This is a genomic window from Acidobacteriota bacterium (assembly GCA_026393755.1).
Taxonomy (GTDB): Bacteria; Acidobacteriota; Vicinamibacteria; order Vicinamibacterales; family JAKQTR01; genus JBAXOX01.
This window is the reverse complement of sequence record JAPKZO010000036.1, coordinates 57125-80681: the sequence shown is the minus strand read 5'-3', so window position 1 is coordinate 80681 and position 23557 is coordinate 57125. Positions and strand designations below refer to the sequence as shown.

Here is a 23557-nt window from a genome sequence, read left to right as displayed (position 1 = left end):
ACGGTTGAGTTCGACGTCGGGGCTATAGAAGAGGACGGCAAGAAATGATGAAGAAACTCGCACTCATACTCGCGCTGGTCGGCGCCTCGTTCGCCTCGCAGGCAGCTCCCGATCAGGCAGTCGCCTCCTGGGAACAACAGGCCCGGAATGTCACGATCATCAGAGACAACTGGGGCATTCCGCACGTCTACGGAAAGACTGACGCCGATGCCGTGTTCGGCGTGGTGTACGCCCAGGCCGAGGACGACTTCAACCGGGTGGAGACCAACTACCTCAACTCCATGGGGCGCCTGGCGGAAGCCGAGGGGGAGTCCCGGGTGTACAGCGACCTCCGCATGAAGCTCTTCATCGACCCGGAAGACATGAAGGCGCAGTACCAGAAGGCGCCGGCGTGGTTGAAGGCCCTGATGAACGCGTACGCCGACGGCTTGAACTACTACCTTCGCACGCACCCGACGGTGAAGCCCCGAGTGATTAAGCGATTCGAGCCCTGGATGGCACTCACCTTCAGCGAGGGCAGCATCGGGGGAGATATTGAGCAGATCAACCTGACTCAACTCGAGGCGTTTTACGGTCAGAAGCAACAGCCGCCTTCGAACCCATCGGCTTTCGCGCCGCCGGCGCTCCGGCCAAACGCGTCAGCCGAGGATCCGCGGGGGGACACGCCCCGGCCCGACTGGGTTGAGCCCACCGGATCCAACGGCGTCGCCATCGCCCCGTCGAACACCACGGCACACCACGCCCTTCTGCTGATCAATCCCCATACCTCCTTCTTCTTCAGAGCCGAGGCGCAAATGGTCAGCGACGAGGGCCTGAATGCTTATGGTGCCCTGACGTGGGGCCAGTTCTTCATCTACCAGGGGTTCAACCAGCGCGCGGGATGGATGCACACGTCGAGCGGCGTGGACAACATCGACGAGTACCTGGAATCGGTCGTGAAGAAAGGCGACGGCTTTTACTACCGGTACGGCACCGAAGAACGTCCGGTGAAGGCGAGCACGATCACGGTGCCCTACAAGACAAGCACGGGGATGGCCGACAGAGTATTCACGGTCTACCGTACTCATCACGGACCCATCGTCCGCGAGGCCAACGGCAAGTGGGTGAGCGTCAGACTGATGGAGGAGCCGCTCAAGGCGCTGACGCAGTCGTTCTCCCGGACCAAGGCGACCACCTACAAGGCGTTCCGCGACACGATGGAGTTGCACACCAACTCGTCGAACAACACGATCTATGCCGACGCGGACGGCCGTATCGCGTACTTCCACGCCAACTTCATTCCGAAGCGCGACACCAGATTCGACTGGACCAAACCGGTGGACGGCAGCGATCCGGCGACGGAATGGAACGGGATGTATTCCATCGACGAGACCCCCGGCTTGCTGAATCCAGCGAATGGATGGCTCTATAACTGCAACAACTGGCCGTGGTCGGCGGCCGGCCCCAACAGCCCGAAGAGGACGGACTACCCGTCCTATGTGGATCGCGGCGCTGAGGAGAGCCCGAGGGGCGTGCACGCCCTGCGCGTGCTCGACAAGAAGACAGACTTCACGCTGGACTCTCTGATTGCGGCGGCGTTCGACAGCTACCTTCCGGCGTTCCAGGATCAGATACCGGCCCTGGTCAAGGCGTGGGATTTGAGCCCGGCCGCCGATCCGCTCAAGCAGAAACTGTCGGATCAGATTGCCGTCCTTCGGGCCTGGGACCTCGGGTGGTCGGCGACGTCGGTCGCCACGTCCCTCGCCGTGTTCTGGGGAGAGGATATCGGGCGGCGCGTGGGGCAGGATGCCAGGAAGGCGGGAGTCTCCGTCGACAATTACGTCGCGAGCCGGGCCAAGCCGGATCAGTTGCTTCAATCGCTCTCGGCTGCTTCGGACAGACTTGTGAGAGATTTCGGAAGCTGGAAGACGCCGTGGGGTGACATCAATCGGTTCCAGCGGCTCACCGGGGACATTGTCCAGCCGTTCAACGACGCGAGGCCGAGCATCCCGGTTGGCTTTACGTCGGCCCGGTGGGGGTCGCTGGCGTCATTCGGCGCGCGCACGTACACGGGGACCAGAAAGATGTACGGGACGAGCGGGAACAGCTTCGTCGCCGTCGTCGAGTTTGGCGACCGCGTCACAGCCAAGGCCGTCACCGCCGGCGGACAGAGTGGCGACCCGTCGTCTCCCCACTTCAACGATCAGGCCGCACGATACAGCACGGGCGATATGAGAGAGGTGTACTTCTACCGCCCGCAACTGGAGGGCCACATCGAGCGGCAATACCGCCCCGGGCAGTAGCGGCAAGCGGCGGGTGGTCAGGCGGGGAATACGGTGCCGGATGGCGATTCCTCTGCCCGCTCGTCGCCGAGGTACGAGACACACGCCACGTGAGTCTTGTTCAGCAGACAAATGCGGCGGTCCTCGAGATAGAGTGCGATGAAGCTCTCCTCACGGAGGTTGAGGTAGTCGTAGAGGCGTGCACGGTTCGGGGGCAACACGTACCGCACCTTCCCCTCGACGATCAGACCATCCATCATTGAAACACGGCAGTCGAGCGTCTTACTGCCTTCGTACGCCGGGAGATCGTCTTCCTCGTATTCCACCCGGACGATCGCCCCCTTGTTATAGAACCCGTGGCCTTCCCGGTCCGTACGCTGGAGTACGAGGAAGGGGTCAGCGGAGTTGAGGACGTCAGAGAGCCCTTCCACGCCGGTACCTTTGTGGGTCTGGAAACTCAGGAAGATGTACCCGACAACGCGCCCCTCAGGATGAACCCAGAGCGTGACCTGACGCGGGGCTTTCGGGATAAGGTACATATGCTGGTCAGTCACGGGGTCCCTCCTGCACCGATGCGTTCCTGGGCCGTACGATTGCCTCTCACGACGTCTCGCGAGACACACGCTCGCTCCTGACGGAGCTCTCACTTCCTGCCGAGTCTCCTCAGGGTGTCGTTTATGATGCTGTAGAAACCGGCATGATCGGCCAGGGCGCCCTTGAGAATCGTGCCCGCCCTGTCGATATGTTTCACATTGATAACGACGTTCACGCTCTTGTTGAAGGCCGCCATGTTATCCATGGTACGGCAGGCGTCGCTCATGAGGGCGACGAACATCTGCCTGCGGGTGGCCATGTTCAGCGTCTGCAGATACGCCAGCACCTCGTTCGTGCCCGATGATGAACAATCGAAGTGTTCGTCGAGAACCACCATGTCGAACAGACAGAACCGCATGCTCTTGAGGGCTTCTCGCGCAGATTCTGCCTGCGTCGTCTGGTAACCCATGTTCTTCAGGACGCTGACGAGTGCGTCCCGCGCGGTCACGTCGGTTTCACAGACCAGGGCCGTCTCGGCGTCGGGTTCCACAACATCAAAGGACCTGTCGGCGGCGTCATAGCGGTCCGCCGCCGGCGCGTTTGGAGTCCCCTGCTCTTCCTGCATGACGCGTACTCCTCGTCCTCGCTTCACCTACCGCGGCCTGCGGTAGCTCCTGTCCAGCTCCAACTTGCCGATATCAGTCGTGGCCATGCCCTTGCCGCTCTTGACGGCGTCGACGCCTCTTCCCACAACGCTCTTGTTGGAGGCATACGCCCGGGCCGTCTCTTCTGAAATCGATCCGTTTTCGTACAGACCAACGATGTGCTCATCAAACGTAATCATGCCGAAGGCTCTTCCGGCCTGGATGATTTCATAGAACGTCTTGCCCTCCGATTCCCCGTGCAGTATGGCGTCCTTTGTGCGCAGGTTCGCCCCCAGGATCTCGAAGGCGCCCACCCGCCCGCCTCCTTCCTTGGGAAGCAACCGCTGGCAGACGATCCACCGCACGGTATCGGCCAGCCTGATCCGCATCTGCTTCTCCTCCTCCGGGGAAAACATGCCGAGCGCACGGTTGACGGTGCTGCCGGCGTCCACGGTATGAAGCGTGCTGAGAACCAGGTGTCCTGTTTCCGCTGCGCTGAGGGCTATTTCCACGGTTTCCCGGTCCCGCATTTCTCCGACCAGGATCACCTTGGGGGCCTGCCGGAGAGCGGCGCGCAGGCCGCCCGCAAACGTGCTGAAATCCGATCCCATTTCCCGCTGGTTGAAGGTCGCCATCTTCTGAGGGTGGGCAAACTCGACGGGGTCCTCCAGCGTGACGATATGGACGGACTGGGTGTCGTTGATTTCATTCAGGATGGCCGCCAGGGACGTGGTCTTGCCGCTTCCCGTGGCACCGGTGATCAGGATGATGCCGTTTTTTTCTGCCGCCATCTTGTGGAAGGCTTCCGGCAGATTCAGTTCTTCACAGGTGGGGATCCTGGTTTCGAGCTTCCTGAGCACGACGGAGTAATTGCCCCGCTGAGAAAAGGTGTTGACCCGAAAACGGGCTCTGCCCGGGAGTTCGTAGGAAGAATCGCATGATCCGTCCGCCAGCAGCGCTTCGGTCAGCCTGCGGTCCTGGTTGATCAGATTCAGCGCGAAGATCTCGGTCTGGAAAGGGGTGAGAATGCCGATTGGCGGATCGATCTCCACGCTCTTCAGCACGCCGGCGCTCTCCACCTGGAGCGGCTTCCCCACGGTGATGTTCACGTCGGACAAATCCTCGTAGGCGTCGAGCATCTTCCCCAACATGAAATCGATTTCCTGCTTCCTCATATCCGCTCTCCTGCTCGCGCGGCCATGCTGTGGCCGACGCCCGCCCCTTCGCTATACCTCGGTGAAGTCCGCAGGTGGTCTCTTCAAGAACGGCTTGAACTTGGTCTTGTCGTTACACTTGTTATACGCATCGTCTGGATCAATCCACCCCTTCGTCAATAGTTCCATAATGGCGTCATCCAGGAGCTGCATCCCGAACTTCTTGCCGACCTGAATCAACGAAGGAATCTGAAATGTCTTGGATTCTCTGATCAGATTGCGGATTGCCGAGTTGGCAATCAGGATTTCCAACGCGGGGCAGCGTCCCTTCTTGTCGATTCGCTTGAACAGAATCTGGGCGACCACCGCACGGATGCCGTCGGCGAGTGTCGAGCGAATCTGCGCCTGCTGGTTCGAGGGGAATACTTCTATGATGCGGTCGACTGTCTTGGCGGCGCTGGTCGTGTGCAGCGTTCCGAACACCAGGTGTCCTGTCGAGGCCGCCTCAACGGCCAGGGAAATCGTCTCCAAATCGCGCAACTCGCCGACCAGGATGATGTCGGGGTCCTCCCGCAATGCGGCGCGAAGAGCTGCCGAAAAGCTCTTCGTATGAACGCCCACTTCCCGATGGTTGACGATGCACCCCTGGCTGGTGTGGACGAACTCTATCGGGTCTTCGACCGTAATGATGTGGTCCCTGCGGGTGCGGTTGGCTTCATCGATGATGGCAGCCAGCGTCGTCGATTTTCCGCTTCCCGTGGGACCGGTGAGAAGCACCAGCCCGCGCGGAAGGGACGCGAGCTTTGAGATCACCGACGGGAGGCCGAGTTCCTGACACGTCTGGATCTTGCTTGGAATTTCCCGGAACACCGCCGCCACGCCGAACTTCTGCTGAAAGAAGTTTGCCCGATAACGCGCCAGCCCGGGGATCTCATACGCGAAATCCACGTCGCCTGTTTCCTCAAAGACCTTGACCTTATGTTCGGGGGCAATCTCATACAGGATCGCTCTCAGGCTGTCATTGTCCAGGACGTCAAACTTCACCCGTTCCACGTCTCCCCGAATCCTGATGATCGGTTGCTGGCCCGACACCAGATGGAGATCCGAGGCGCCCTGATCGTGCATCAGTTTGAAGAACGCGTCGATCTTTGCCATAGCACCTCTCTACGCGACCGCTTCGAGAGACCAGACCTCTCCTTCAGCGATCGGGAAGAGCCTCACGTACGACTCGCCGATCGCACCCACACCTCTACGCCATGCTCCACGCGATCGTTGGCGAGCGCAACCGCCATGCCAACCTGATCGCGCCCGTCGACGCTGATCCGCTCGGCGCCGGTCGCCGGGGGCGTCTGGTGTACGACGACATGATAGACGGTTTCGCCGTACCGGTAATGCACGGTGAAACCGTGCCAGTCCGCCGGGAGGCACGGCGCAATTCGCAGTTGGTCGCCCAGCCGCGTCACGCCGAGCAGCGATTCGATGATCAGCCGGTACATCCACGCGGCCGACCCCGTGTACCAGGTCCATCCGCCGCGGCCGACGTGCGGGTCCACCGCGTAGACATCGGCGGCCACCACGTAGGGCTCGACTTTGTAGGTCTCGATCGCCGCCGGTGACGCCCCGTGCGCGAGCGGGTTGATCAGGCGCCACACGTCCCACGCGCGCCGCGCATCGCCGAGTTCAGCGAAGGCCATCGCCGCCCAGATGGCCGCGTGTGTATACTGCCCCCCGTTTTCGCGCACACCTGGCACATATCCTTTGATATACCCGGGGTCGAGCGTGGAGGTGTCGAACGGCGGGTCGAGCAGGCGGACAAGGCCGTCGTCTCGTCGAACCAGCCGCGCGTCCACCGCGTCCAGGGCGGTGCGGGCGCGGGCCGGATCGGCGGCCCCGGAGAGCACGGACCAGCTCTGCGCAATCGAATCAATCTGACACTCGAGGTTGCTCGACGATCCGAGCGGCGACCCATCGTCGAAATACGCACGCCGGTACCACGACCCGTCCCAGCCGTTCTCTTCGAGATGGAGCCGCACCTTCGTCGCCTCCGACAGGCAGCGATCCGCGAAGGCGGCGTCGTTGTGCCTTCGGGCCAGGTCGGCAAACGGCATCAGGACGGCGTAGAGAAAGAACCCCAGCCAGACACTCTCACCCCGTCCGCCGGCGCCAACCAGGTTCATACCGTCGTTCCAGTCTCCCGATCCAATCAGCGGCAACCCGTGTGCGCCGAACTGCAGGCCCCTCACGATCGCACGCACACAGTGCGTGTACAGGCTGGCGCGGTTCTCGGACGTTGCGGGCAAGTCGTAGTAGGAGTCTTCCTCGGGGTTCACGGCACGGCCTTCGACGAAGGCGACCATTTCATCGAGCACGCCGGCGTCGCCAGTGGCCGCCACATAGCGGCACGCCGCCATCGGCAGCCACAGGTAGTCGTCCGAACAATGCGTGCGGACGCCGCGACCACCGGGCGGATGCCACCAGTGCTGGACGTCGCCTTCCGGGAACTGCCGCGACGCGCACAACAACAGGTGCTGACGGACCAGCGGCGGTTCGGCGTGGACCAGCGCCATTACGTCCTGCAACTGGTCGCGGAAGCCGAAGGCGCCTCCCGACTGGTACAAGCCGCTTCGGCCCCAGAGCCGGCACGCCACGGTCTGGTAGAGGAGCCAGCCGTTGGCCAGAGTGTTGAGCGCGGCGTCGGGCGTGTCGACGTTGATGACGCCGAGCGTATGGTTCCAGTACTCCCACACCTCTTCAAGCGCGCGGCGTGCGGCAGCCGAACCCCGGGCACGCCTCACCAGGCCTGCCGCGTCTTCCTGGCCCCGCCCGGCGCCTAACCTGAAGACGATCTCGCGCTCTTCGCCCGCGTCCAGCGCGAAGACCACCTGGATCGCCGCGCACGGATCCAGCGCGCCTCCCACGCGGCCGGAGAGCGTCGACCGCAACATCGCCGCCGGCTGCCTGAGCGTGCCGTTGCGGCCGATGAACTCGGTGCGATCGCCACAAACGCCGCTGCTTGCGTCGGCCGCATCAAAGAAGGCCGTGCGGCCGGCAAACTCGGCGTTGTACGTGTTCTCGGCGAAAATGGCGCCGGTCTCCGAATCGATCGTCGTGACCACGTGCTGGGCGGACTTGCCCCGGAGGTCGCCCAGCACCCATTCGACGTAGCCAGTGGCTGACAGGCGGCGCGCCCTGCCGGATCCGTTGCGAAGCTTCAGGACCGACCATTTCACCGGCGCCACCAGATCGACGTACACCCACAGCTCCGACGTGATGCCGTCTTCGGTGTGCTCGAACACGCTGTAGCCGAATCCATGGCGGGTCGTGTAGTGGCCGCCGGTTCCTGCCGGCAGGGGCGTCGGCGACCAGAACCGGCCGCTTTCCTCGTCACGGACGTAGATCGCTTCCCCACCGGCGTCAGTCACCGGGTCGTTGTTCCACGGCGTCAGGCGGAATTCGTGGGCGTTCTCGGCCCAGCTGTACGCCGAACCGCTCTCCGAGATCACGGTTCCGAATCCGGGGTTCGCCAGCACGTTCACCCAGGGCGCCGGGGTCGCCGTCTCGGGCCCGGTCGTGATGATGTACTCGCGACCGTCAGGCGTGAAGCCGCCGCGCCCGTTAAAGAACACGAGATCGCCGCGTGGCAATGGCGGCGGCGCCGGATCCGACGCGCGAATGACCCGGGTCGGCGTGAATCGGGTGGGCGGCGGGTCGGGCTGCCGGCCGGCAATCTGGTCGGCCAGCGAGCCGTGGACATCGGTGATGATCACCCTGGCGACCGATTGGAACAGCACGCGGTCCTCGTTCGAGATCTGTTCGGCAGGCCGGACAAACACGGCGCCGGGACGAGCCGGGGCGTTGGTCTCGACGCCAGACGCGATCAGTCCGATGATCTGCTCCTGGAGCGACTGCCGGTATCCCGCGCGATCCTCGTTCCAGATCACCAGATCGACCGCCAGCCCCTTCAAGCGCCAATAGGCGTGGGCCTGCACGAGCTGACGTACCAGATCGATGTGCGCCGCGTCGCCGATCTGCAGCAGTACGATCGGCAGATCGCCTGACACCGACGAGCCCCACAACGCGGACTGCCCGCGCCGGTTCGTCATGACGATGGCCGGATCGGCACGCAGCGACGGGTTTGCGTAGATGATCGAAGAGGCCAGGCGGCAATAGAGATGCGCGTCCGATTCGCTGGCATTCAACTGCCGCAGGACGACCTGCGCGTGGGTGGACGCCAGGGCGAACACCCGATTGGCGAGCCTCCGGTCCTGGTACTTGCTCACGAGGCCCAGACAGGCGCCGCGCGTCTCGGCCACGCCCGAGACGATGTCGATCGTGATCGACTCGTCGGGCTCGATACTGTACCGGCCGCGGATGGCGACGATCGGATCAAGTACCGATCCGGTTGCGCCGGACAGAGGCCCGAAGTCGCGCATCGCGCGCGGATCGGCTGGCGTTCGCCCGCGGCCCAGGAAGCGGAGCCGATCCGTCTCGTACGAGAGCGCGCTCCCGGCCGACGCGCCGTGCGCCGCCATCAGGTGGAACATCCAGGGGGAAGACTCGTCGCGCGATCGCGGTCGCCTGGTGCAGAGAATGGCACGCTGATCGGGGACAACCTCGGTCTGGACGAAGAGGTTGCTGAACGCGGGGTGGAGCGCGTCGGCAGCCGGAGCGGCCAGCGCCACCTCCGCGTACGTCGTCACTTCAATCATGCGGCGCGTGCGGCCGCAGTTGGTCAGCCGCAACCGGCGCAATTCGACATCGTCTTCGGGCGACACGGCGATTTCGAGGTAGCTCTCGATCTGGTTGCTCCTGCTGCGGAACTCGGCGCGGGCCTCGGAAAACACCACCTCGAACCGATCGGCCGGCTGCAGCGTCGGCTGGTGCGCGGCCGACCAGAAGGCGCCACTCGAGACGTCCCGGAGGTAGCAGAACGTTCCCCAGTTGTCCGACGTCGCGTCCTCGCGCCAGCGGGTCACAGCGAATTCCTTCCACCGGCTGTAACCGCCGCCCGCGTTGGTGACCACGAGGTGATACCGTCCGTTCGACAGCAGTTGGACCTCGGGAGCGGGGGTGTCTGGCCCGCTAATCGATCGCACTGCGATCTGCGTGCTGGCTGGTGCCGTGCGGGCGTCCGACGCGGGCGTGGCCGGCAGGTAGAAGGCGCTGACGCGCGGGATCCGCTCCTGGAGCAGCAAGGCTGTGGCCTGGAAGGCCGGGTCGGACGCAAAGCGCTTCTGCATCAGGCCATCGAGCAGCACCTGCGCCAGCGAAAGGAATGTCATCCCCTGGTGATGTGCCATGTAGGCGCGGACGAGCGCGTGCGAGTGACCGCGCGGCAGGCGCGTCGGCGTATAGTCGATTGCCTCGTAGAAGCCGAGATCCCCTTCGAAGCCGTCAGCGGCGAGCCGCTGCAGGTTCGAGCAGGCGGCGGCGGGCGACACCATCAGCGCGAGAGCCGACGCGTACGGTGCCACGACGAGGTCGTCGGCGAGGCCGCGCTTGAGGCCGAGACCAGGCACGCCGAACGCGCGGTACTGGTAGGCGAGCCGCACATCGAGCAGGTTGTACCCCGACTCGGAAATGCCCCACGGCACCCCGCAGTGCCTGCCATATTCAATCTGGCGCTTGACCGCCGCCTTGCATGTCTGGTCGAGCAGTGTCTCGTCGTACCCGGGCATGACGACAAGCGGCATGAGGTACTCGAACATCGAGCCGCTCCACGACAGCAGCACCGGCTCGCCTGCGGCCGTGGTGAGCAACCGGCCGAGTGCGAACCAGCTCTCCTGCGGCAGGTGGCCCTGTGCGATCGCGACAAACGTGCTGAGTCGCGCCTCCGAGGCGAGCAGGTCGTAGTAGCTGGAATCGCGGCGACGATCGGCGACGTTGTACCCTATCGACAGAACCTGGCGGGTCCGGTCGAACAGGAAGTCCCACTCCATGTCCGCCAGATCGACCGCACGCGCCGCGAGGCCGGCGATCGCCGCGATCCTGGCCCTGGCTGGGCCGGCCCACTCACTGTCGAGCGCCGCCAACTCCTCGAGCGTCGGGATGGAGGTGAACTCTGGGACGCGTGCCTGGGGCGTCGCGGGCGCGGATGGCCCCTCCCAGGGCGCCACGCACGCGAGATCGCCCAGGATATCGCGGCACTGGTTGGCCGCCGCGGAGGCCCATCGGCTCGCCACGTGATCGGCCGAGCTGGTCAGCGCCGTCGCCAGCGCGCGGCTCTCCACCGCGAGGCGTTCGAGGATCAACCGGCCGGCCGCGATGGTCTGCGGCGGGAATTCGCAGGCCGCGTGGAGTGTCTGCTGCAGCGGCGACAGCGCGGACATCGGCGCGGCCCGTGTGGTTTCGGCCACGATCTCGATCGTGTCGCGCAGGCCCTGAAAGGCGCGCGCGGGCAGGATTGGTTCGCCGGCAAGCGCGATCAGTCCAGGCCGGAGCGTCAGGAGGTGTCCGGCCAGGTTGCCACTGTCGACCGACGAGATGTACCGAGGCTCGAGCGGCACGAGCGACAGGGTGTCGTACCAGTTGTAGAAATGGCCACGGTGGCGCTCCATCGCCGACATCGCCTGGAACGCTCGCGTGGTGCGATCCACGAGCCGGCCCGTCGAGAGGTACCCGAAATCATGAGCGGACAGATTGGCAAGCAGCGCCAGTCCCATGTTGGTCGGCGACGTGCGATGCGCGACGCCAAGCGCCGGCAGTTCCTGGTAGTTATCAGGCGGCAGCCAGTGATCGGCGGGCCCGACGTAGGTGTCGAAGAAGCCCCACGTCTTGCGCGCCATACTGTGAAGGAAGCGCAGTTGATCGGCCGTCAGCCGCTCTCCACGGCGCTTCATCGGACGGCTGACGTGCCACGTGATGACCGGTGCGGCAGACCAGAGGAGCAGGATCGGAACCGCGACGGCCAGGCTCGACGGACGGGCCATCCACAGCCACACTCCGGTGACGCAGGCGACGGCAGGCGCGATCCACATCCTCGTCCACGCACCGGCCAGGCCTTGCCTCGAGGCGTCCGCCCGATCGCCAGATGGCGTCCACTGGAGCAGGCGTCTGTGCGTCACGAGCAATCGCGCGACTGTGCGGAGAGCGGCGTCGAGACTGAAGAACACCTCGTATGGAAGGCACGCGAGCACCAGCAGCGCCTGCGCAGCCTGACGTCCAAGTGAGCGGACACTGGTCTCGAGATGCGTGGCCAGCGGCACATCTTCGGGCCTTCGCACAAGCCCTGGAAGCGACGCCACCAGAACGGGGAGCAGCAGGCAGCCGATGCCGGCGAGGGTCCATCCCCAGGCGGGCGACAGCACTGCCCACGAAACGAGCAGCAGGCCCAACAGTCCCGCTGGAGCGACGCTTCTGCGCAGGTTGTCGAGGAGCTTCCACCGGCTGAGCGCAGATAGCGGGTTCCGAACGCGGCGTCCTTCGCGGCCCGGAACCGCCGGCAACAACCAGCGCCAGAGCTGCCAGTCACCGCGGATCCAGCGGTAGCGGCGCCGCACGTCCTCGTCGTAGCGGGACGGGGACTCCTCGTACACCTGCACGTCAGTCACGAGCCCGGCGCGGACGTAGCAGCCTTCGAGCAGGTCGTGGCTGAGGATTCGATTCTCCGGAAGGCGACCGCCCACTGCAAGCTCGAACGCGTCCACGTCGTAGATGCCCTTCCCGATGAAGGAGCCTTCGCCAAACAGGTCTTGGTACACGTCGGACACGATGCGCGTATAGGGATCGATGCCGGGCTCGCTGGCCCACAGCCGGGCATACCGTGACCGGTTCGCACCCGTGAGGCTGACGGCCACGCGGGGCTGCAGAATGCCGTACCCTTCCGTCACGCGCCCCTTGCCCTTGTCATACAGCGCCCGGTTGAGCGGATGCATCATGGCGCCGACCAGCAGACGCGCAGCGTCCCGCGGCAGCTGTGTATCCGCGTCGAGCGTGATGACGTATTTCACCTGCTGCAGGATCCCGGTATCTCCGACGACGCGCGAGAACTGGCCGCTGGATTGACCGCGAAGCAGCCCGTTCAGGTCGGCGAGCTTCCCTCGTTTGCGCTCGTATCCCATCCAGACGCGCTCCGCCGGATTCCAGCGCCGCGGGCGGTGAAAGAGAAAGAACGGGCCTTGCGGGGACGCACCGTGTTGCACTGCTACCGGGTACTTCTCGTTCAGGCTGTCGATCAGGCGCACGGCGAGACACTCGAGCGCCTCATCCTCGGGAAGCGTTTCTTCTGCGGCATCGGCCAGGTCGGTCAGAAGGCCGAACGCCAGCTGACCGTCCCGATTGCCGAGAAAGCGCACCTCGAGGGCCTCGATCATGTGCTCGACGTTCTGTGCGCTCGTGATCATCGTCGGTACCACGACCAGCGTCCGCGAGTCCGGAGGAATCCCTTCCGACAGATCCATCTTCGGCAGCGCCCGGGGCGTTGCCAGGCGAGGCACCAGGGCATTGACGACCGCGACGGCCACCTGGCCAGTGCACAGCAGGAGGAACAGACCGACCAGCGCCAGAAGCCGGCCTTCCGCACCATCGGCGTGCATCCGTGTGATCACGGCCGCGCCGGGCAGCACCGTCAGCGCGAAGATGGTTCCGAGATAGAGCATCAGCGGGTGCCTGAGACACGCGCGTCGGAAGCCTTCGGCGATCGAGAATCGCGCGTGCGCTGCCCGCTCGAGTTGTGGAAGCCCAGGGCCAACCAGGTAGTACCCGACGTGCGCCTCTCGAGCGTCGGGAAGTGCCGTCGCGGCGGCGTCCCGGGCGAGCCTGATTGCCAGCGTGGCGACGTCGCCCTCCGTCTGGCCGCTGCGTCTGGCCGTCGTCTCCACGACATGCCGGTACTGGTCTCGCGTCGCGAAGTCCATCAGGGGATACACGTTGACCGGATCCTCCCGCAGGGTCCGCTCCACGACGCTTCTCGCCTCGACGAAGTCCCGCCAGTCGGAGGCCCCGAGGAATCTCAGGCTGCTGATGCTGTTGCTGATGGACACCTGGTCGGCCGCCTGCTGCTGGTTTTCCGATTGCACCAGGTGTTCGATTGTCAGACCGTCATCCGACAGACGCTGCTCGATCCAGGTGAGCGGCAGGGCGAGCGCCGGGCTCTTGCCCTGCAGCCGCCGCGCGAACTCGGCGACAAACGACCCGACCATCGGCGGATCGGATCGCGCCATGTCGGCGATCAACAGAATCAGGCTCTTCGGATCCTTCTCCGCGATTGCCGTCATCAGGTCCGCCCAGTAGTCGGCGCCGTTCCGGCTGACCCGGTCGGCCCCGATCCTGGCCGCCACGCGGCGGAGATTCTCGAGCAGGGCCAGCCGCAGCATGATCGGAATGGCCCACAGCTCGCCGATCGTCAGCGGCGCCATCGTCTGGTATGCCGACACGAACAGGCCGAGGCCCTCGGTGTCGAGGCGGCCGTCGCCGTGGGAGATGGTCTCGAGGGCGATGTCGTAGACCCGCGGCAGTGCAGCTGACGGGCCGTCGGCCAGGCGTGGCAGCTCGCGGCTGTAGCCTGGCGGCAGGTGCCGCCGCGCCGTGCGGATCTGTGCCTCGATCAGATAGAAGTTGTCGAGCAGCCACTCGCCAGCGGGCGTGATCCGGCGGTCGTCGTTGACGGCCTCGTTCAGCAGGGCCCGGACGGCGGTGATCAGGGTCTCGTTCTGCGCCAGCCGCGTCAGAAGCCTGTCCGAGCCGCGCATCCGTCCCAGGCGGTGCGATCCGGCCAGCACGCGGCCGTGCTGCGCCATCTGCTCCCTGCTGAACAACTCCGCGCGCAATGGAGGTTCCTCACCGGCAAAAGTTGGCGAGAAGCCCGGCCGGCGAGTGATCGCGTCGCGCAGCGAGACGAGGGGATCGCGAAATGTCTTCTGGCTGATCTCCACGCGAAGGTTTGCCTTTCCTTGCCCCATCCTGAGGGCAGGCGCCGTCTGCCCCTGTTCCAACGTGAACAGGCTGGTGCGGGATGTCAGCTAGTCGTGAAGCACGACGCTCAAGAGGGAGCTGTTGATGGTGATGCCGCCACCACCGTCTTCGATGAACCCGAGCCGCTTGAACTTGTTCAGGAAGCCATTCACACGTGAGCGGGTCGTCCCCACCATGCTGGCCAGCGACGCCTGCGACATCCTGGGAAGTACGCGCGTCGGCACGTCCTGTTTGCCGTAGCGGGCGAGCAGTAGCAGGGCGCGGGCCAGCCGCTTTTCGCTCGAGTTGAAGAGTTGATCGATCAGATCCTCTTCGATGCGGATGTTTCGGCTCAGCATGTACGCGATAAAGCGATCCGACAGCGCGTGCTCCGCGTGCAGCACCCGGATCATCTCGGCCTTGGGAATCACCAGCACCGTGGTCGGGGTGATCGCCGTCGCGGTGGCCATGCGGATCGACTGCCCCGCCAGTCCGCCCTCGCCGCAGAAGTCGCCGGGGCCGAGCATCGCGACAATGGCCTCCCTGCCGACCTTGGAGACGACCGACAGCCGCACGCCTCCCCGCTGAATGTACAGTACGCTGTCGCCAACATCGCCCTGCGAGAAGATCGTTTCCGATCTCGCATACGCCACGATCGCTCTCGCCGCGCCGGCCGAATCGAGAAACCCCTGGGCATCGAATGGAGCCGGGAGGCAGGCACGTTTCGTTCTCATAGCGCCATGATCCCGCGGGGTTGCGCCACGCGATGTACCAAATTGAACACCCGGATCATGCGCCCGTCACTCATGCGGAGCGCCTCATGGTGCCGGTCGAATCGTGCGGTGGATCACGCCGGAGTCGACCGCCGCGCCCGTGCGTGACGTCGTTTGAAAGTACAGGTCGTCACCGGCGATCTCGATCATCAAGAACGAGCGATCGGTGTCGAAGCCTTTCGCCGTGATCGGCGACGGCGCCAGGTTGCCTGCGCGCAACTGGCCGGATGCCCCTTCGGTGAAGTAGTAGATGCCCCGCTGCGGGCGCACGCGCTCGTACACGTGGTCGTGGCCGGCCAGCACGACATCAACGCCGTACTTGACGAACAGGGGTTCGAGCACCTTCCGTAGATCCATGGCCGAACCGTGGAACCTTCCGGAGGAGTACAGCGGATGATGGAGGTAGACGATCTTCCAGTCTCCGTTGCCGGCATCCCGCAGTTGGGTCTCGATCCACGCCGTCTGCTTCTGGTCCATGTAGTTGGAGTCCAGGGCGAAGAAGCGTACGTTGCCCTTCTTGTAGGCGTAATAGTTCGCCCCGTTCATGTTGAACGGCTTGTAGAACCGCTGGTTCGTGGCGTCGTGGTTCCCCAGCACGGCGTAGAACGGCACGCCGGCATCCAGGAGCGCCTTGTAGGGCACGGCGAAGGCCAACTCGAAGTCGGACGGCTGACTGCCCGTGTAGATGTTGTCACCCAGGGTGATGACGAACTCGAATGGGAAGACCGCACGCGACTTGACCATCTGCTGCGCAACCTCGATTTGAGGCCGCCCGCCCGTGCCAAAATCGCCAATCGCCGCGAAGCGGACCGAATTCGCCTGCAGCGGAAACGCGAAGGGGGCCACGCCGATGACAGCCTGAACGGGCGTGGCCTGGGTGGATGGCGCCAGCGTGACCGCGGCCGACAGCGCCAGCGTGACCGCAGCCAGCAGCACCACAGAGAGAATGCTACGACGTCGCATATGTGAATCCAGTTCCTATGAAGCGGGGGGAAGAATGAGGCGGGCGACGTCGACGATCAGGCGCGATTTCACGTCAATCATCAGCAGTGTCCGACCAACGATGCGGTAGGCGACCTCGGCGGGAAGCGGCGGAAACGCCGCCAGCAGTTCGGGCGAGAACTGTGTGATCGGTTCGGTGTCCGGGTAGATCCCGTTCACCTCCAGCGCCATGTCCGGGTTGGCCGCGCCCGGTTTCGTGTCCGCGCGCGATTTGGCCGAGTTCGGACCCTGGAGAGCGGCACGGCTGGCGCGGCGAAACGCCTCGCAGGCCGCGGGCGTGAAGATGTCGCCCGGCTTCGCGGTCGGCCTGGCCTCCCGGATCTTCCTCGCCAGCGCCTGCTGATACGCCGTAATCATCTCCGGCAAGTCCGTGGACTTAAGGGCGGGAATGCTTGACGCGACGGTCTTCTGCAGCTTGAGGTACGCATCCAGGCCGACGGAAAACTCCTTGAAGCCAACGGCATCTTCGGGTCGTGCGGTGTTCGGCGGGGCAGCCTGGCACGCCAGCATCGCGGGGGCGGCAACCGACAGGGCGAGGGCCACCAGCCCTGATGCCCCTCGACTTCGAATCCAACGCTTCGTGTTCATTCAACTCTCCTCGGCGGCAGAGCCTCTTGGGCCTCTTGAACCGCATCCTTGACGGCTTCTTTTACCGCCACCTTGACGACTTGCTTCATCGTGTCCTTGACGTCCTTGTCGTGGAGCACGTCATCTCCGGCCTTGACCACTGCCTGCCTCACCGCCTTCTTCACGGTGACGCTCAGCGACTGCAGTTCCTGAGTGAAGACGTCAACCGCCTTGGCGACCTCCTTGGGAGTCGCAGTGGTCGGCGTCTCAATCGGCGCGGCGGCGGCGTCTTGCGATACCGGCGCGCTCCTGGTGACCGTTGCGGCCCAGTCGGACTCGAATGTGTCGATGAGTTTGTTTACGGCTCTCGGGTTCTGAACGACGAGGCCCACCTCCCGGCGTGAGTCCAGTTCGGCTGGCCGAAGGCTCTGGCTGCCGACAAAGGCCTGGCGCCGGTCTCGGATGATGGTGCGCGTGTGGAGCCGCATGCCCGCCAGCTTCTTCACCTCGAACGGAACCTTTCCCGACACTTGCCCGATCACCCTGACCTCGACACCCGCCTTCGTGCGCGCGCGCAGGATCCCCAGCATCTCCCTGTCCGAGATCTTCGGGTCGTAGATCAAGAGCTCCTTCTTCGCCCGCTTCAGGAACGTCCCCAGCACATGCCGCGAATTCGCCGGACTGACGACAAACGTCTCGATCTTCGGCGCGTAGGGAGTCCGCGTGCAGTCGGCCGTAAACAGCTTCGCCGCTTCCTGGACGCAGTCCGGCCGGTTGGTGAAGACGCCGAATCCCCGGCTGTGATCGATATCGAGACGCGTGAAGTTGAACGACAGAACGTACAGGACGCGGCGGTCAATCAGGATGTACTTGCCGTGGTACCGGATCAGGTCGTCGGCCGTGCGCGCCACGATGATTCCGGCGTCGAGGCACCGCAATTCGAGCTGCCGCAGGCGTTGCTCGCCCCCGCGGTTCGCGAACGCAATCAGCGCGGTGACCCGGACGCCCCGCGCGGCCGCTGCCACCAGCGCCTCTTCGAGGTCTTTGCGATCGAGGCGGAAGACGGCAATCTCCACGCTCTTCCTGGCGCGCCTGATTGCGGCAACGAGCGGCGCGACACCGTCCAACGGCTCGACGATCAGTCTCACGACCGGGCCTCCCCTGCTGCCGATCCCCAGGGCCGTCGTTGCGTGCGCTCGATCACAGTGCCTCCAGCGCCGCAATCCGTTGCCGAAGAGTCCTGGTGAGGGTGTCGACGTCGGCGGTTTCAAACCCGGCGGCCCGGAAGCCGTCGCGGATCTGGCCCTCGCTCAATGCCGACAGCCGCTGCCCAAGCCAGTGCGCGTCGGCACGCGGGATGTGCTTGGTGATCTTCTCCATCCGGGTCCGTTCACGGTAGTAGGAAGGGGAAACCACAAAGAAGAATAGGGGGCGGCTGTGCATCACGAAGTCGATGGACTCCGATGTGTCCTTCGCGATGAACTTCGATGCGCCATAGTCTCCAGGCTCGCCCTTGGTCTGCGAGCCGATCCTGCCCGTCTTTCCGAACGACGCCCCAAGGTCGCTGATGGCGAAGTGGCGTTCGCCGTTGACGACATAGACGGCGTTGTTGACCTGCTTCAGATCCCAGTTGTTCACGAGCGACATCATGACGCGCAGGGCGTTCATTTCGCGCTGCCCGACAAACGGATTGTCGAACCAGTCCCAGTCTCCGAGCTTCTTGACTCCTGCCAGTTTCCGCTCCAGGCGGGCGCCGTTGACCCGGCCCCCGGAGGACGCGAACTTCTGGCCCCGGTGCAGCGTCGGCAGATCCTTCACCGTGAGTTCGGCCAGGTAATAGTCCTCATCAACAAAATATCCGGCCGCCCACAAGAACCTCGTCGCCGCCGTCTCCGACCGCGATTCCTCCCCCAGCTTCACCTTCCACTTCACACCCTGCCCGTCGATGACCTCGAACTTCGGGCTTGTGTTGGCCAGGTCCTCGCTGACGAATGTGAACGTGTCGGCCGGGTCCGGCGCGTGCTCCCGTCCACCAGCCCCGTAGGTCAAGTCCAGAGACGAGGTGTCGCCCAGATCACGCCAGATTCGCTCCGGGAACGCGGCGGCGGCGGTCTTCCAGTCCTCTGAATCCGGTTTCTGCGCGGTGACGCCAGCCGACAAGAATGCCAGCGCCAGCAAGAGCATCGCGCACAACTGCGAAGTGGTTCGTCTCATCGTCATCGTCCTTCGACGCGTTTCGGCAACCGTCATTGCGACACGACCGCAGGTGGGGCTGTCCCGATGGTGGCACCATCGGGCGTCTGGATACTGTGCAATTCCGCATACACCCCGCCCAGGGCCATCAGCGTGTCGTGCGTGCCCTGTTCAGCCAGCGCGCAGTCCTTGATCACGAAGATCACGTCGGCGTGCTGGATTGTGCCGAGCCGATGGGCGATGACGACGGACGTCCGCCCCTGCATCAGTCTGTTCAGGGCCTCCATGACAGCCTGCTCGGAGACCGCGTCGAGGCCGGCCGTTGGTTCGTCGAGAATCAGGATGGGCGTGTCGCGAATGACGGCGCGCGCAATCGCGATGCGCTGCCGTTGACCGCCCGAGAGCGTGACGCCGCGTTCACCGACCATCGTGTCGTAACCGTCGGGCATGGCGTCGATGAATTCATGGGCGTTGGCGAGCTCGGCCGCGCGCCTGATCTCGGCCGTCGGCGCGCCAGGCTTGCCGTACGCGATGTTCTCCCAGATCGTCGCGCGGAAGAGCAGGGTGTCCTGCAGCACAAAGCTCATCTGGTCGCGCAGCGACTTCAACTGGTACCGCCTGATGTCGGCGCCTTCGATGAGGACCTGTCCGGACACCGGATCGTAGAATCGCGGGATCAGGCTCACGATGGTCGTCTTCCCTGCTCCTGACGGGCCGACAATGGCCGCGACCTGTCCGGCTTCGACCTTGAAGCTCACATCCGTGATGATCGGCTTGTCGGCCCCGTAGTTGAAGCTGACCTTGTTGAACTCGATCTGGCCAGTGAACTTCGGAGCCCGGCGCGCGCGAGGCGCGTCGCGAACGTCGTTCTCAATCCCGAGCACTTCCTGAAGCCGCTCGTAGCCAACGGCGGCTTTTGAGACGACGTCGCTCATCTTCGAGAGATCGCGCATGGGCTTGTACATCTTGCCCAGGTACAGGAGGAAGACGATGAGCACGCCCGCGCTGAGCTCGCCGGCCAGCGCGAGCCGCGCGCCGTACCACAGCACGAGGCAGGTTCCGGCGGCGACGATCACCTCGACGACCGGGGCCAGCTTGGCCTTGAGACTCCGGGCCTCGAGGCCAGCCTCGACGTTGGCCAGACTCTCCGTCTCGAATCGTTCCTGCTCGTAGTCTTCCCGCGCAAACGCCTTCACCACACGAATTGACGTCAGCACTTCCTCCACCACCGACAGCAGTTCGCCCTCCTTCTTGCGCACCCGGCGCGAGGCCTTCTTGATACGCCCGGTGTAGCGGTACACCACCGCAAAGAGCACGGGCATCACCGACAGCGCGATCAGCGTGAAGCGCCAGTTGAGGTAGAACATGACGCCGATCATGCCGGCCAGGGTCATCAGATTGACGATGATGCCGAGCAGCGCCGAGTCGATGAAGCTCTGGATCACTTCGATGTCGGTGGTGACCCGCGTGATCATGTCGCCGGTTCGAGCCTTGTCGTGCTCGGCGAGCGACAGCCGCTGGATGTGGTGGTAGATGGTCCGGCGCAAGTCGTGTCCCACCCATTGACTCACGCTGGTCGTCAGGTACTTCTCGAAGTACGCGCTGATGGCGCCGAGCAGCGCGATGCCCGCCACGGCGGCCACGGCGAAGTTCAGCATCGCGTACGGGCCCTGGCCGAAGATCCCGGCCACTGTCCGGTCCAGGAGCCCGGGCAGGTGCTTCGACTGCAGAATGTTGTCGACAACGAGCTTGATCGGCCACGGCTCGAGAACGCTGGTCAGCGTCTCGCCCACCACGGCCACTAGAGCGAGCGTCAGCCCCTTCCAGTGAGGCCGGACCAGATCGATGATCCTCAACGCCCGCGGCGGGCGTTGAGACATCGGAGGAGCGGCCGGCTGTTCAGGCACGTCTGTTCACAATCGCCCGGCCTAGCGCGCAACCAGGATGATGATGATGATGATCAGGAGGAGCGTCGTCACCGAAATCACGATCGTCTGGTTTCCCCCACCCGCCAACTGGGCGTCAGCCATGAGGGCCGGTCCAGCCAGGCTCGCCAGTTCCACGCTGTCGAGCGTGGCGATCGCGCTTTCGGCCTTCGTCACACTCAGCCCGAGGCTGCTGGCCAGGTCGCGGACCTGCGAATGCTGCAGGACGCTGAGCACGGCTTCACGATTCTGCTGGTCGGTCAGCGCCTGGTCGGCAATGGCTTGACGCATTTGCGCGGGATCGACGACGTGGCGTTGCTGCGCCATCGCGGACGAACTCCACAGGAGCGACGACACGACGACGGTCACGATGATCCTTCGGATACGCATACACACCTCCAAGAAGACGCGCCGCCTGGCGGTCGAACCAGACGGGGTCGAGCATAGCGAGCCTGACGGCGGCCCGCTGTTCCGAACAGCACACCAGATCGGGAATTACCGAGGCCAGGCCGTGGCCCAACCGACCGAGAGTCTGGTGCCTCCGCCGCGCAGGCCGCGCGCGAGGTTGAGGCGGACGCCGCCACCGAGGCCTGCGGCGTGCACGTGCAGACCAATGCCGACGTCGACGTAGAGCGGCGACGTCTCGAGACCGTTGAGCCGGTGCCACGCCCGCGCGGCGTCGACAAACGTCGCGATCGAGACACCGCCTCCGAGCGCGCGCATCACCGGCCGCTCGTACTCAAGCGAGCCGCGCGCGACTTCGCGGCCGAAGACCGGGCCTGTCAGCACCGCCCCGTCGAGCAGCGGGTGCGCGCGGAGCAGGCCGCTGCGCCCCTGACCCGTGCCTGCTCCTCGCCACAGAGCCAGCGGCGCCGCACGGCTCGTGACCGCGATCTCGGTCACCGCCGACAACGATGGCGCGCTGACGTCGGCAGTCGAACGCCACGCCGCGAGCAGCCCGCCCGTGCTGAATCGCTGGCCGCCGGCCCACGGCGTCCACGAGCCTGCCGATGCCACCACCGCGAGACGGTCGCGGGCCAGACGGACGTCGAGCGTACTCTCCAGCGCGAGATAGTCGTGTTGTTCGAAGCGTTGCTGATCGAATGTGGCGTATTCCCGCAGTTGGTCGAGCGCGGCGCCAGCCTGCCACCGGATCCGACTGGTGGACCAATCGGCAAGAGACAGCCCTACGCGGCTACGTTCCTCGCGAACGAGCGTTGCGTCGCCTGCCGGCGACGTCGCACCGTACGACTGCCGCTCCCACGACGCGTCGAGCGAGGCGATGCCGGGAAGCCCCTGAGGAGCCGGAAGCGCCAGCCCGAGCGACACGCGCGGACGCCCCGTTTGCCACCGCCACGCTCCGCTCATCAGCTCGCCGGCACCGAAGGGCCCGGCGACGTCGACTCGCAGTTCGTGGAGCAGGGACGCCCGCACACCCATGGTCGCGGCCCCTACCCACCCGCTCGGTGCAACTCTGCGCTCGTCAATGCTGAGGTCGAGCGTGGCAAGCCCGCCAGCGATGGGTTCGTACCTCACGTGCGCGTTGGATGCCACCGGCAAGTCGCGAAGGCGGCGCAGCGCGCGCCCCATCGCCTCGGCGGTCAGCACCTGTCGGGGCTGCAGCCCGGCGGCGCGAACCACAACCGGCTGCCGTGTCCGCCCGGCGCCGTGAATCGTGGTGGTGTCGACACGCGGCTCGCCCGTACGGTTCCAGGCGTCGAGCGCTCCTATCAAATCGCCCATCAAGTATCGACTGGTCGCCACAAGCTGCCACGCATAGTCGTCTTCTGGCGCGAGGCCAAGGGCGGAGAGCGCCAGCGCCTGGGCCTCGGACCAGCGCGACTGCGAGAATCGCAATCCCGCCAGCTCCCGCCACGAGGCCGGATCAGCTGGACAGAGCCGCGTGCCGGCGACCAGCACGAGTTCGGCGCCCTCACCGTCGCCGGCGAGCGCCATCTGCACGCCGCGGTCCACGAGCGCACCGCAGGCCGTCTGGCCGGCCTCAACGGCAACGGCCGATGAGGCGGGCGAAACGTTCCCCCGACTGGCGCCAGTCGGGATCTTCTCTGGAGGAAGCACGAGCATCATCCATTTTCCGGTGCCCGCCCACGCCCGGTCGAACTCGGCCCACGGCATCACTCGGAAGGGCGCGCGCGCGGGATCATGGATCACGACCGCCTGATCCGTCGTGCCCACGATCACCACATAGTGATAGGTGCGGGTGCCAACTTCGATGAGCGCGATGAGCGGCCGGCCCCGATCGATCTCCGATCGAATCCGCAAGTGGCCAACATCCTCACCCGCGGGCACGACAAAGGCCTGCCAGCCGCGGTTGCGAACCGCCGATGTCAGCGCGCCCGTGAGAATCCCACCGTCACCCGCGCCAACAAATGACGCGAAGTCCTGGGGAAACACACCGCGCTCGCCCCAATACCGCAGAACCATGGCGACCGCGGCTCCCCCGCACAGTTCGGGAGTCTGGGAGACGTACGGGACGTCGAGCAGCGCGTGAACATTGGAGGGCTCCGATGCACTCGCGGCCACGGCTTGGCCGGCCACGGAAAGCGCCGCGCCCACCAGCGCGACGGCGACAGCCCGAGTGAAGCGAGACAT

At 65.0% G+C, this 23557-nt stretch carries 14 protein-coding genes; 1 reads left to right on the top strand and 13 read right to left on the bottom strand.

What is annotated here, in order from left to right; translation table 11 throughout:
* The first annotated feature begins 47 nt into the window (after positions 1-47).
* On the top strand, positions 48-2282 hold the full coding sequence (locus NTV05_15680; GenBank protein MCX6545840.1) for an acylase: 2235 nt from the start codon (positions 48-50) through the stop codon (positions 2280-2282).
* A 17-nt stretch (positions 2283-2299) separates the two neighbouring features.
* Here the strand turns inward: NTV05_15680 and NTV05_15675 are convergent, their stop codons facing one another.
* From NTV05_15675 to NTV05_15615, 13 genes are all read right to left on the bottom strand, one after another.
* Positions 2300-2815, bottom strand: coding sequence for a hypothetical protein (locus tag NTV05_15675; GenBank protein MCX6545839.1), 516 nt, complete (start codon positions 2813-2815; stop codon positions 2300-2302).
* 89 nt (positions 2816-2904) lie between these two features.
* Positions 2905-3420, bottom strand: a complete 516-nt coding sequence (locus NTV05_15670) for a hypothetical protein (protein MCX6545838.1) — start codon at positions 3418-3420, stop codon at positions 2905-2907.
* 27 nt (positions 3421-3447) lie between these two features.
* Positions 3448-4614 (bottom strand): PilT/PilU family type 4a pilus ATPase, encoded by a 1167-nt coding sequence (locus tag NTV05_15665; GenBank protein ID MCX6545837.1) that lies wholly within the window; start codon positions 4612-4614, stop codon positions 3448-3450.
* Positions 4615-4665: 51 nt separating this feature from the next.
* Positions 4666-5748 carry a type IV pilus twitching motility protein PilT gene (locus tag NTV05_15660; GenBank protein ID MCX6545836.1) on the bottom strand — a complete coding sequence of 361 codons (1083 nt, stop codon included), beginning with the start codon at positions 5746-5748 and terminating at the stop codon, positions 4666-4668.
* A 62-nt stretch (positions 5749-5810) separates the two neighbouring features.
* Positions 5811-14492 (bottom strand): cyclic beta 1-2 glucan synthetase, encoded by an 8682-nt coding sequence (locus NTV05_15655; protein MCX6545835.1) that lies wholly within the window; start codon positions 14490-14492, stop codon positions 5811-5813.
* 60 nt (positions 14493-14552) lie between these two features.
* Positions 14553-15218 (bottom strand): Crp/Fnr family transcriptional regulator, encoded by a 666-nt coding sequence (locus NTV05_15650; GenBank protein ID MCX6545834.1) that lies wholly within the window; start codon positions 15216-15218, stop codon positions 14553-14555.
* Between the two features lie 84 nt (positions 15219-15302).
* The gene (locus NTV05_15645) at positions 15303-16220 is read right to left on the bottom strand and encodes a metallophosphoesterase (protein MCX6545833.1); all 918 of its coding nucleotides are present in this window, start codon (positions 16218-16220) and stop codon (positions 15303-15305) included.
* A 15-nt stretch (positions 16221-16235) separates the two neighbouring features.
* Positions 16236-16847, bottom strand: coding sequence for a hypothetical protein (locus NTV05_15640; protein MCX6545832.1), 612 nt, complete (start codon positions 16845-16847; stop codon positions 16236-16238).
* Complete coding sequence (locus NTV05_15635; GenBank protein ID MCX6545831.1) at positions 16844-17974, bottom strand: phospholipase D-like domain-containing protein; 1131 nt, start codon at positions 17972-17974, stop codon at positions 16844-16846. Before NTV05_15635 ends, NTV05_15640 begins: the two co-directional genes overlap by 4 nt.
* A 52-nt stretch (positions 17975-18026) precedes the next feature.
* Complete coding sequence (locus NTV05_15630; GenBank protein MCX6545830.1) at positions 18027-19040, bottom strand: hypothetical protein; 1014 nt, start codon at positions 19038-19040, stop codon at positions 18027-18029.
* A 32-nt stretch (positions 19041-19072) separates the two neighbouring features.
* Positions 19073-20899 carry an ABC transporter ATP-binding protein gene (locus NTV05_15625; protein ID MCX6545829.1) on the bottom strand — a complete coding sequence of 609 codons (1827 nt, stop codon included), beginning with the start codon at positions 20897-20899 and terminating at the stop codon, positions 19073-19075.
* A gap of 48 nt (positions 20900-20947) precedes the next feature.
* Entirely contained in the window at positions 20948-21334 is a 387-nt protein-coding gene (locus NTV05_15620) for a hypothetical protein (protein ID MCX6545828.1), read from the bottom strand.
* A gap of 105 nt (positions 21335-21439) precedes the next feature.
* Complete coding sequence (locus tag NTV05_15615; protein MCX6545827.1) at positions 21440-23557, bottom strand: C39 family peptidase; 2118 nt, start codon at positions 23555-23557, stop codon at positions 21440-21442.

Excerpts from the sequence above, each read along its gene's own strand:
- NTV05_15680 (MCX6545840.1), top strand. The coding sequence starts at position 48 with ATGAAGAAACTCGCACTCATACTCGCGCTGGTCGGCGCCTCGTTCGCC.
- NTV05_15650 (MCX6545834.1), bottom strand. The coding sequence starts at position 15,218 with ATGAGAACGAAACGTGCCTGCCTCCCGGCTCCATTCGATGCCCAGGGG.
- NTV05_15645 (MCX6545833.1), bottom strand. The coding sequence starts at position 16,220 with ATGCGACGTCGTAGCATTCTCTCTGTGGTGCTGCTGGCTGCGGTCACG.
- NTV05_15640 (MCX6545832.1), bottom strand. The coding sequence starts at position 16,847 with ATGAACACGAAGCGTTGGATTCGAAGTCGAGGGGCATCAGGGCTGGTG.
- NTV05_15620 (MCX6545828.1), bottom strand. The coding sequence starts at position 21,334 with ATGCGTATCCGAAGGATCATCGTGACCGTCGTCGTGTCGTCGCTCCTG.
- NTV05_15670 (MCX6545838.1), bottom strand. The coding sequence starts at position 3,420 with ATGCAGGAAGAGCAGGGGACTCCAAACGCGCCGGCGGCGGACCGCTAT.
- NTV05_15625 (MCX6545829.1), bottom strand. The coding sequence starts at position 20,899 with ATGTCTCAACGCCCGCCGCGGGCGTTGAGGATCATCGATCTGGTCCGG.
- NTV05_15655 (MCX6545835.1), bottom strand. The coding sequence starts at position 14,492 with ATGGGGCAAGGAAAGGCAAACCTTCGCGTGGAGATCAGCCAGAAGACA.
- NTV05_15630 (MCX6545830.1), bottom strand. The coding sequence starts at position 19,040 with ATGAGACGAACCACTTCGCAGTTGTGCGCGATGCTCTTGCTGGCGCTG.
- NTV05_15615 (MCX6545827.1), bottom strand. The coding sequence starts at position 23,557 with ATGTCTCGCTTCACTCGGGCTGTCGCCGTCGCGCTGGTGGGCGCGGCG.
- NTV05_15660 (MCX6545836.1), bottom strand. The coding sequence starts at position 5,748 with ATGGCAAAGATCGACGCGTTCTTCAAACTGATGCACGATCAGGGCGCC.
- NTV05_15665 (MCX6545837.1), bottom strand. The coding sequence starts at position 4,614 with ATGAGGAAGCAGGAAATCGATTTCATGTTGGGGAAGATGCTCGACGCC.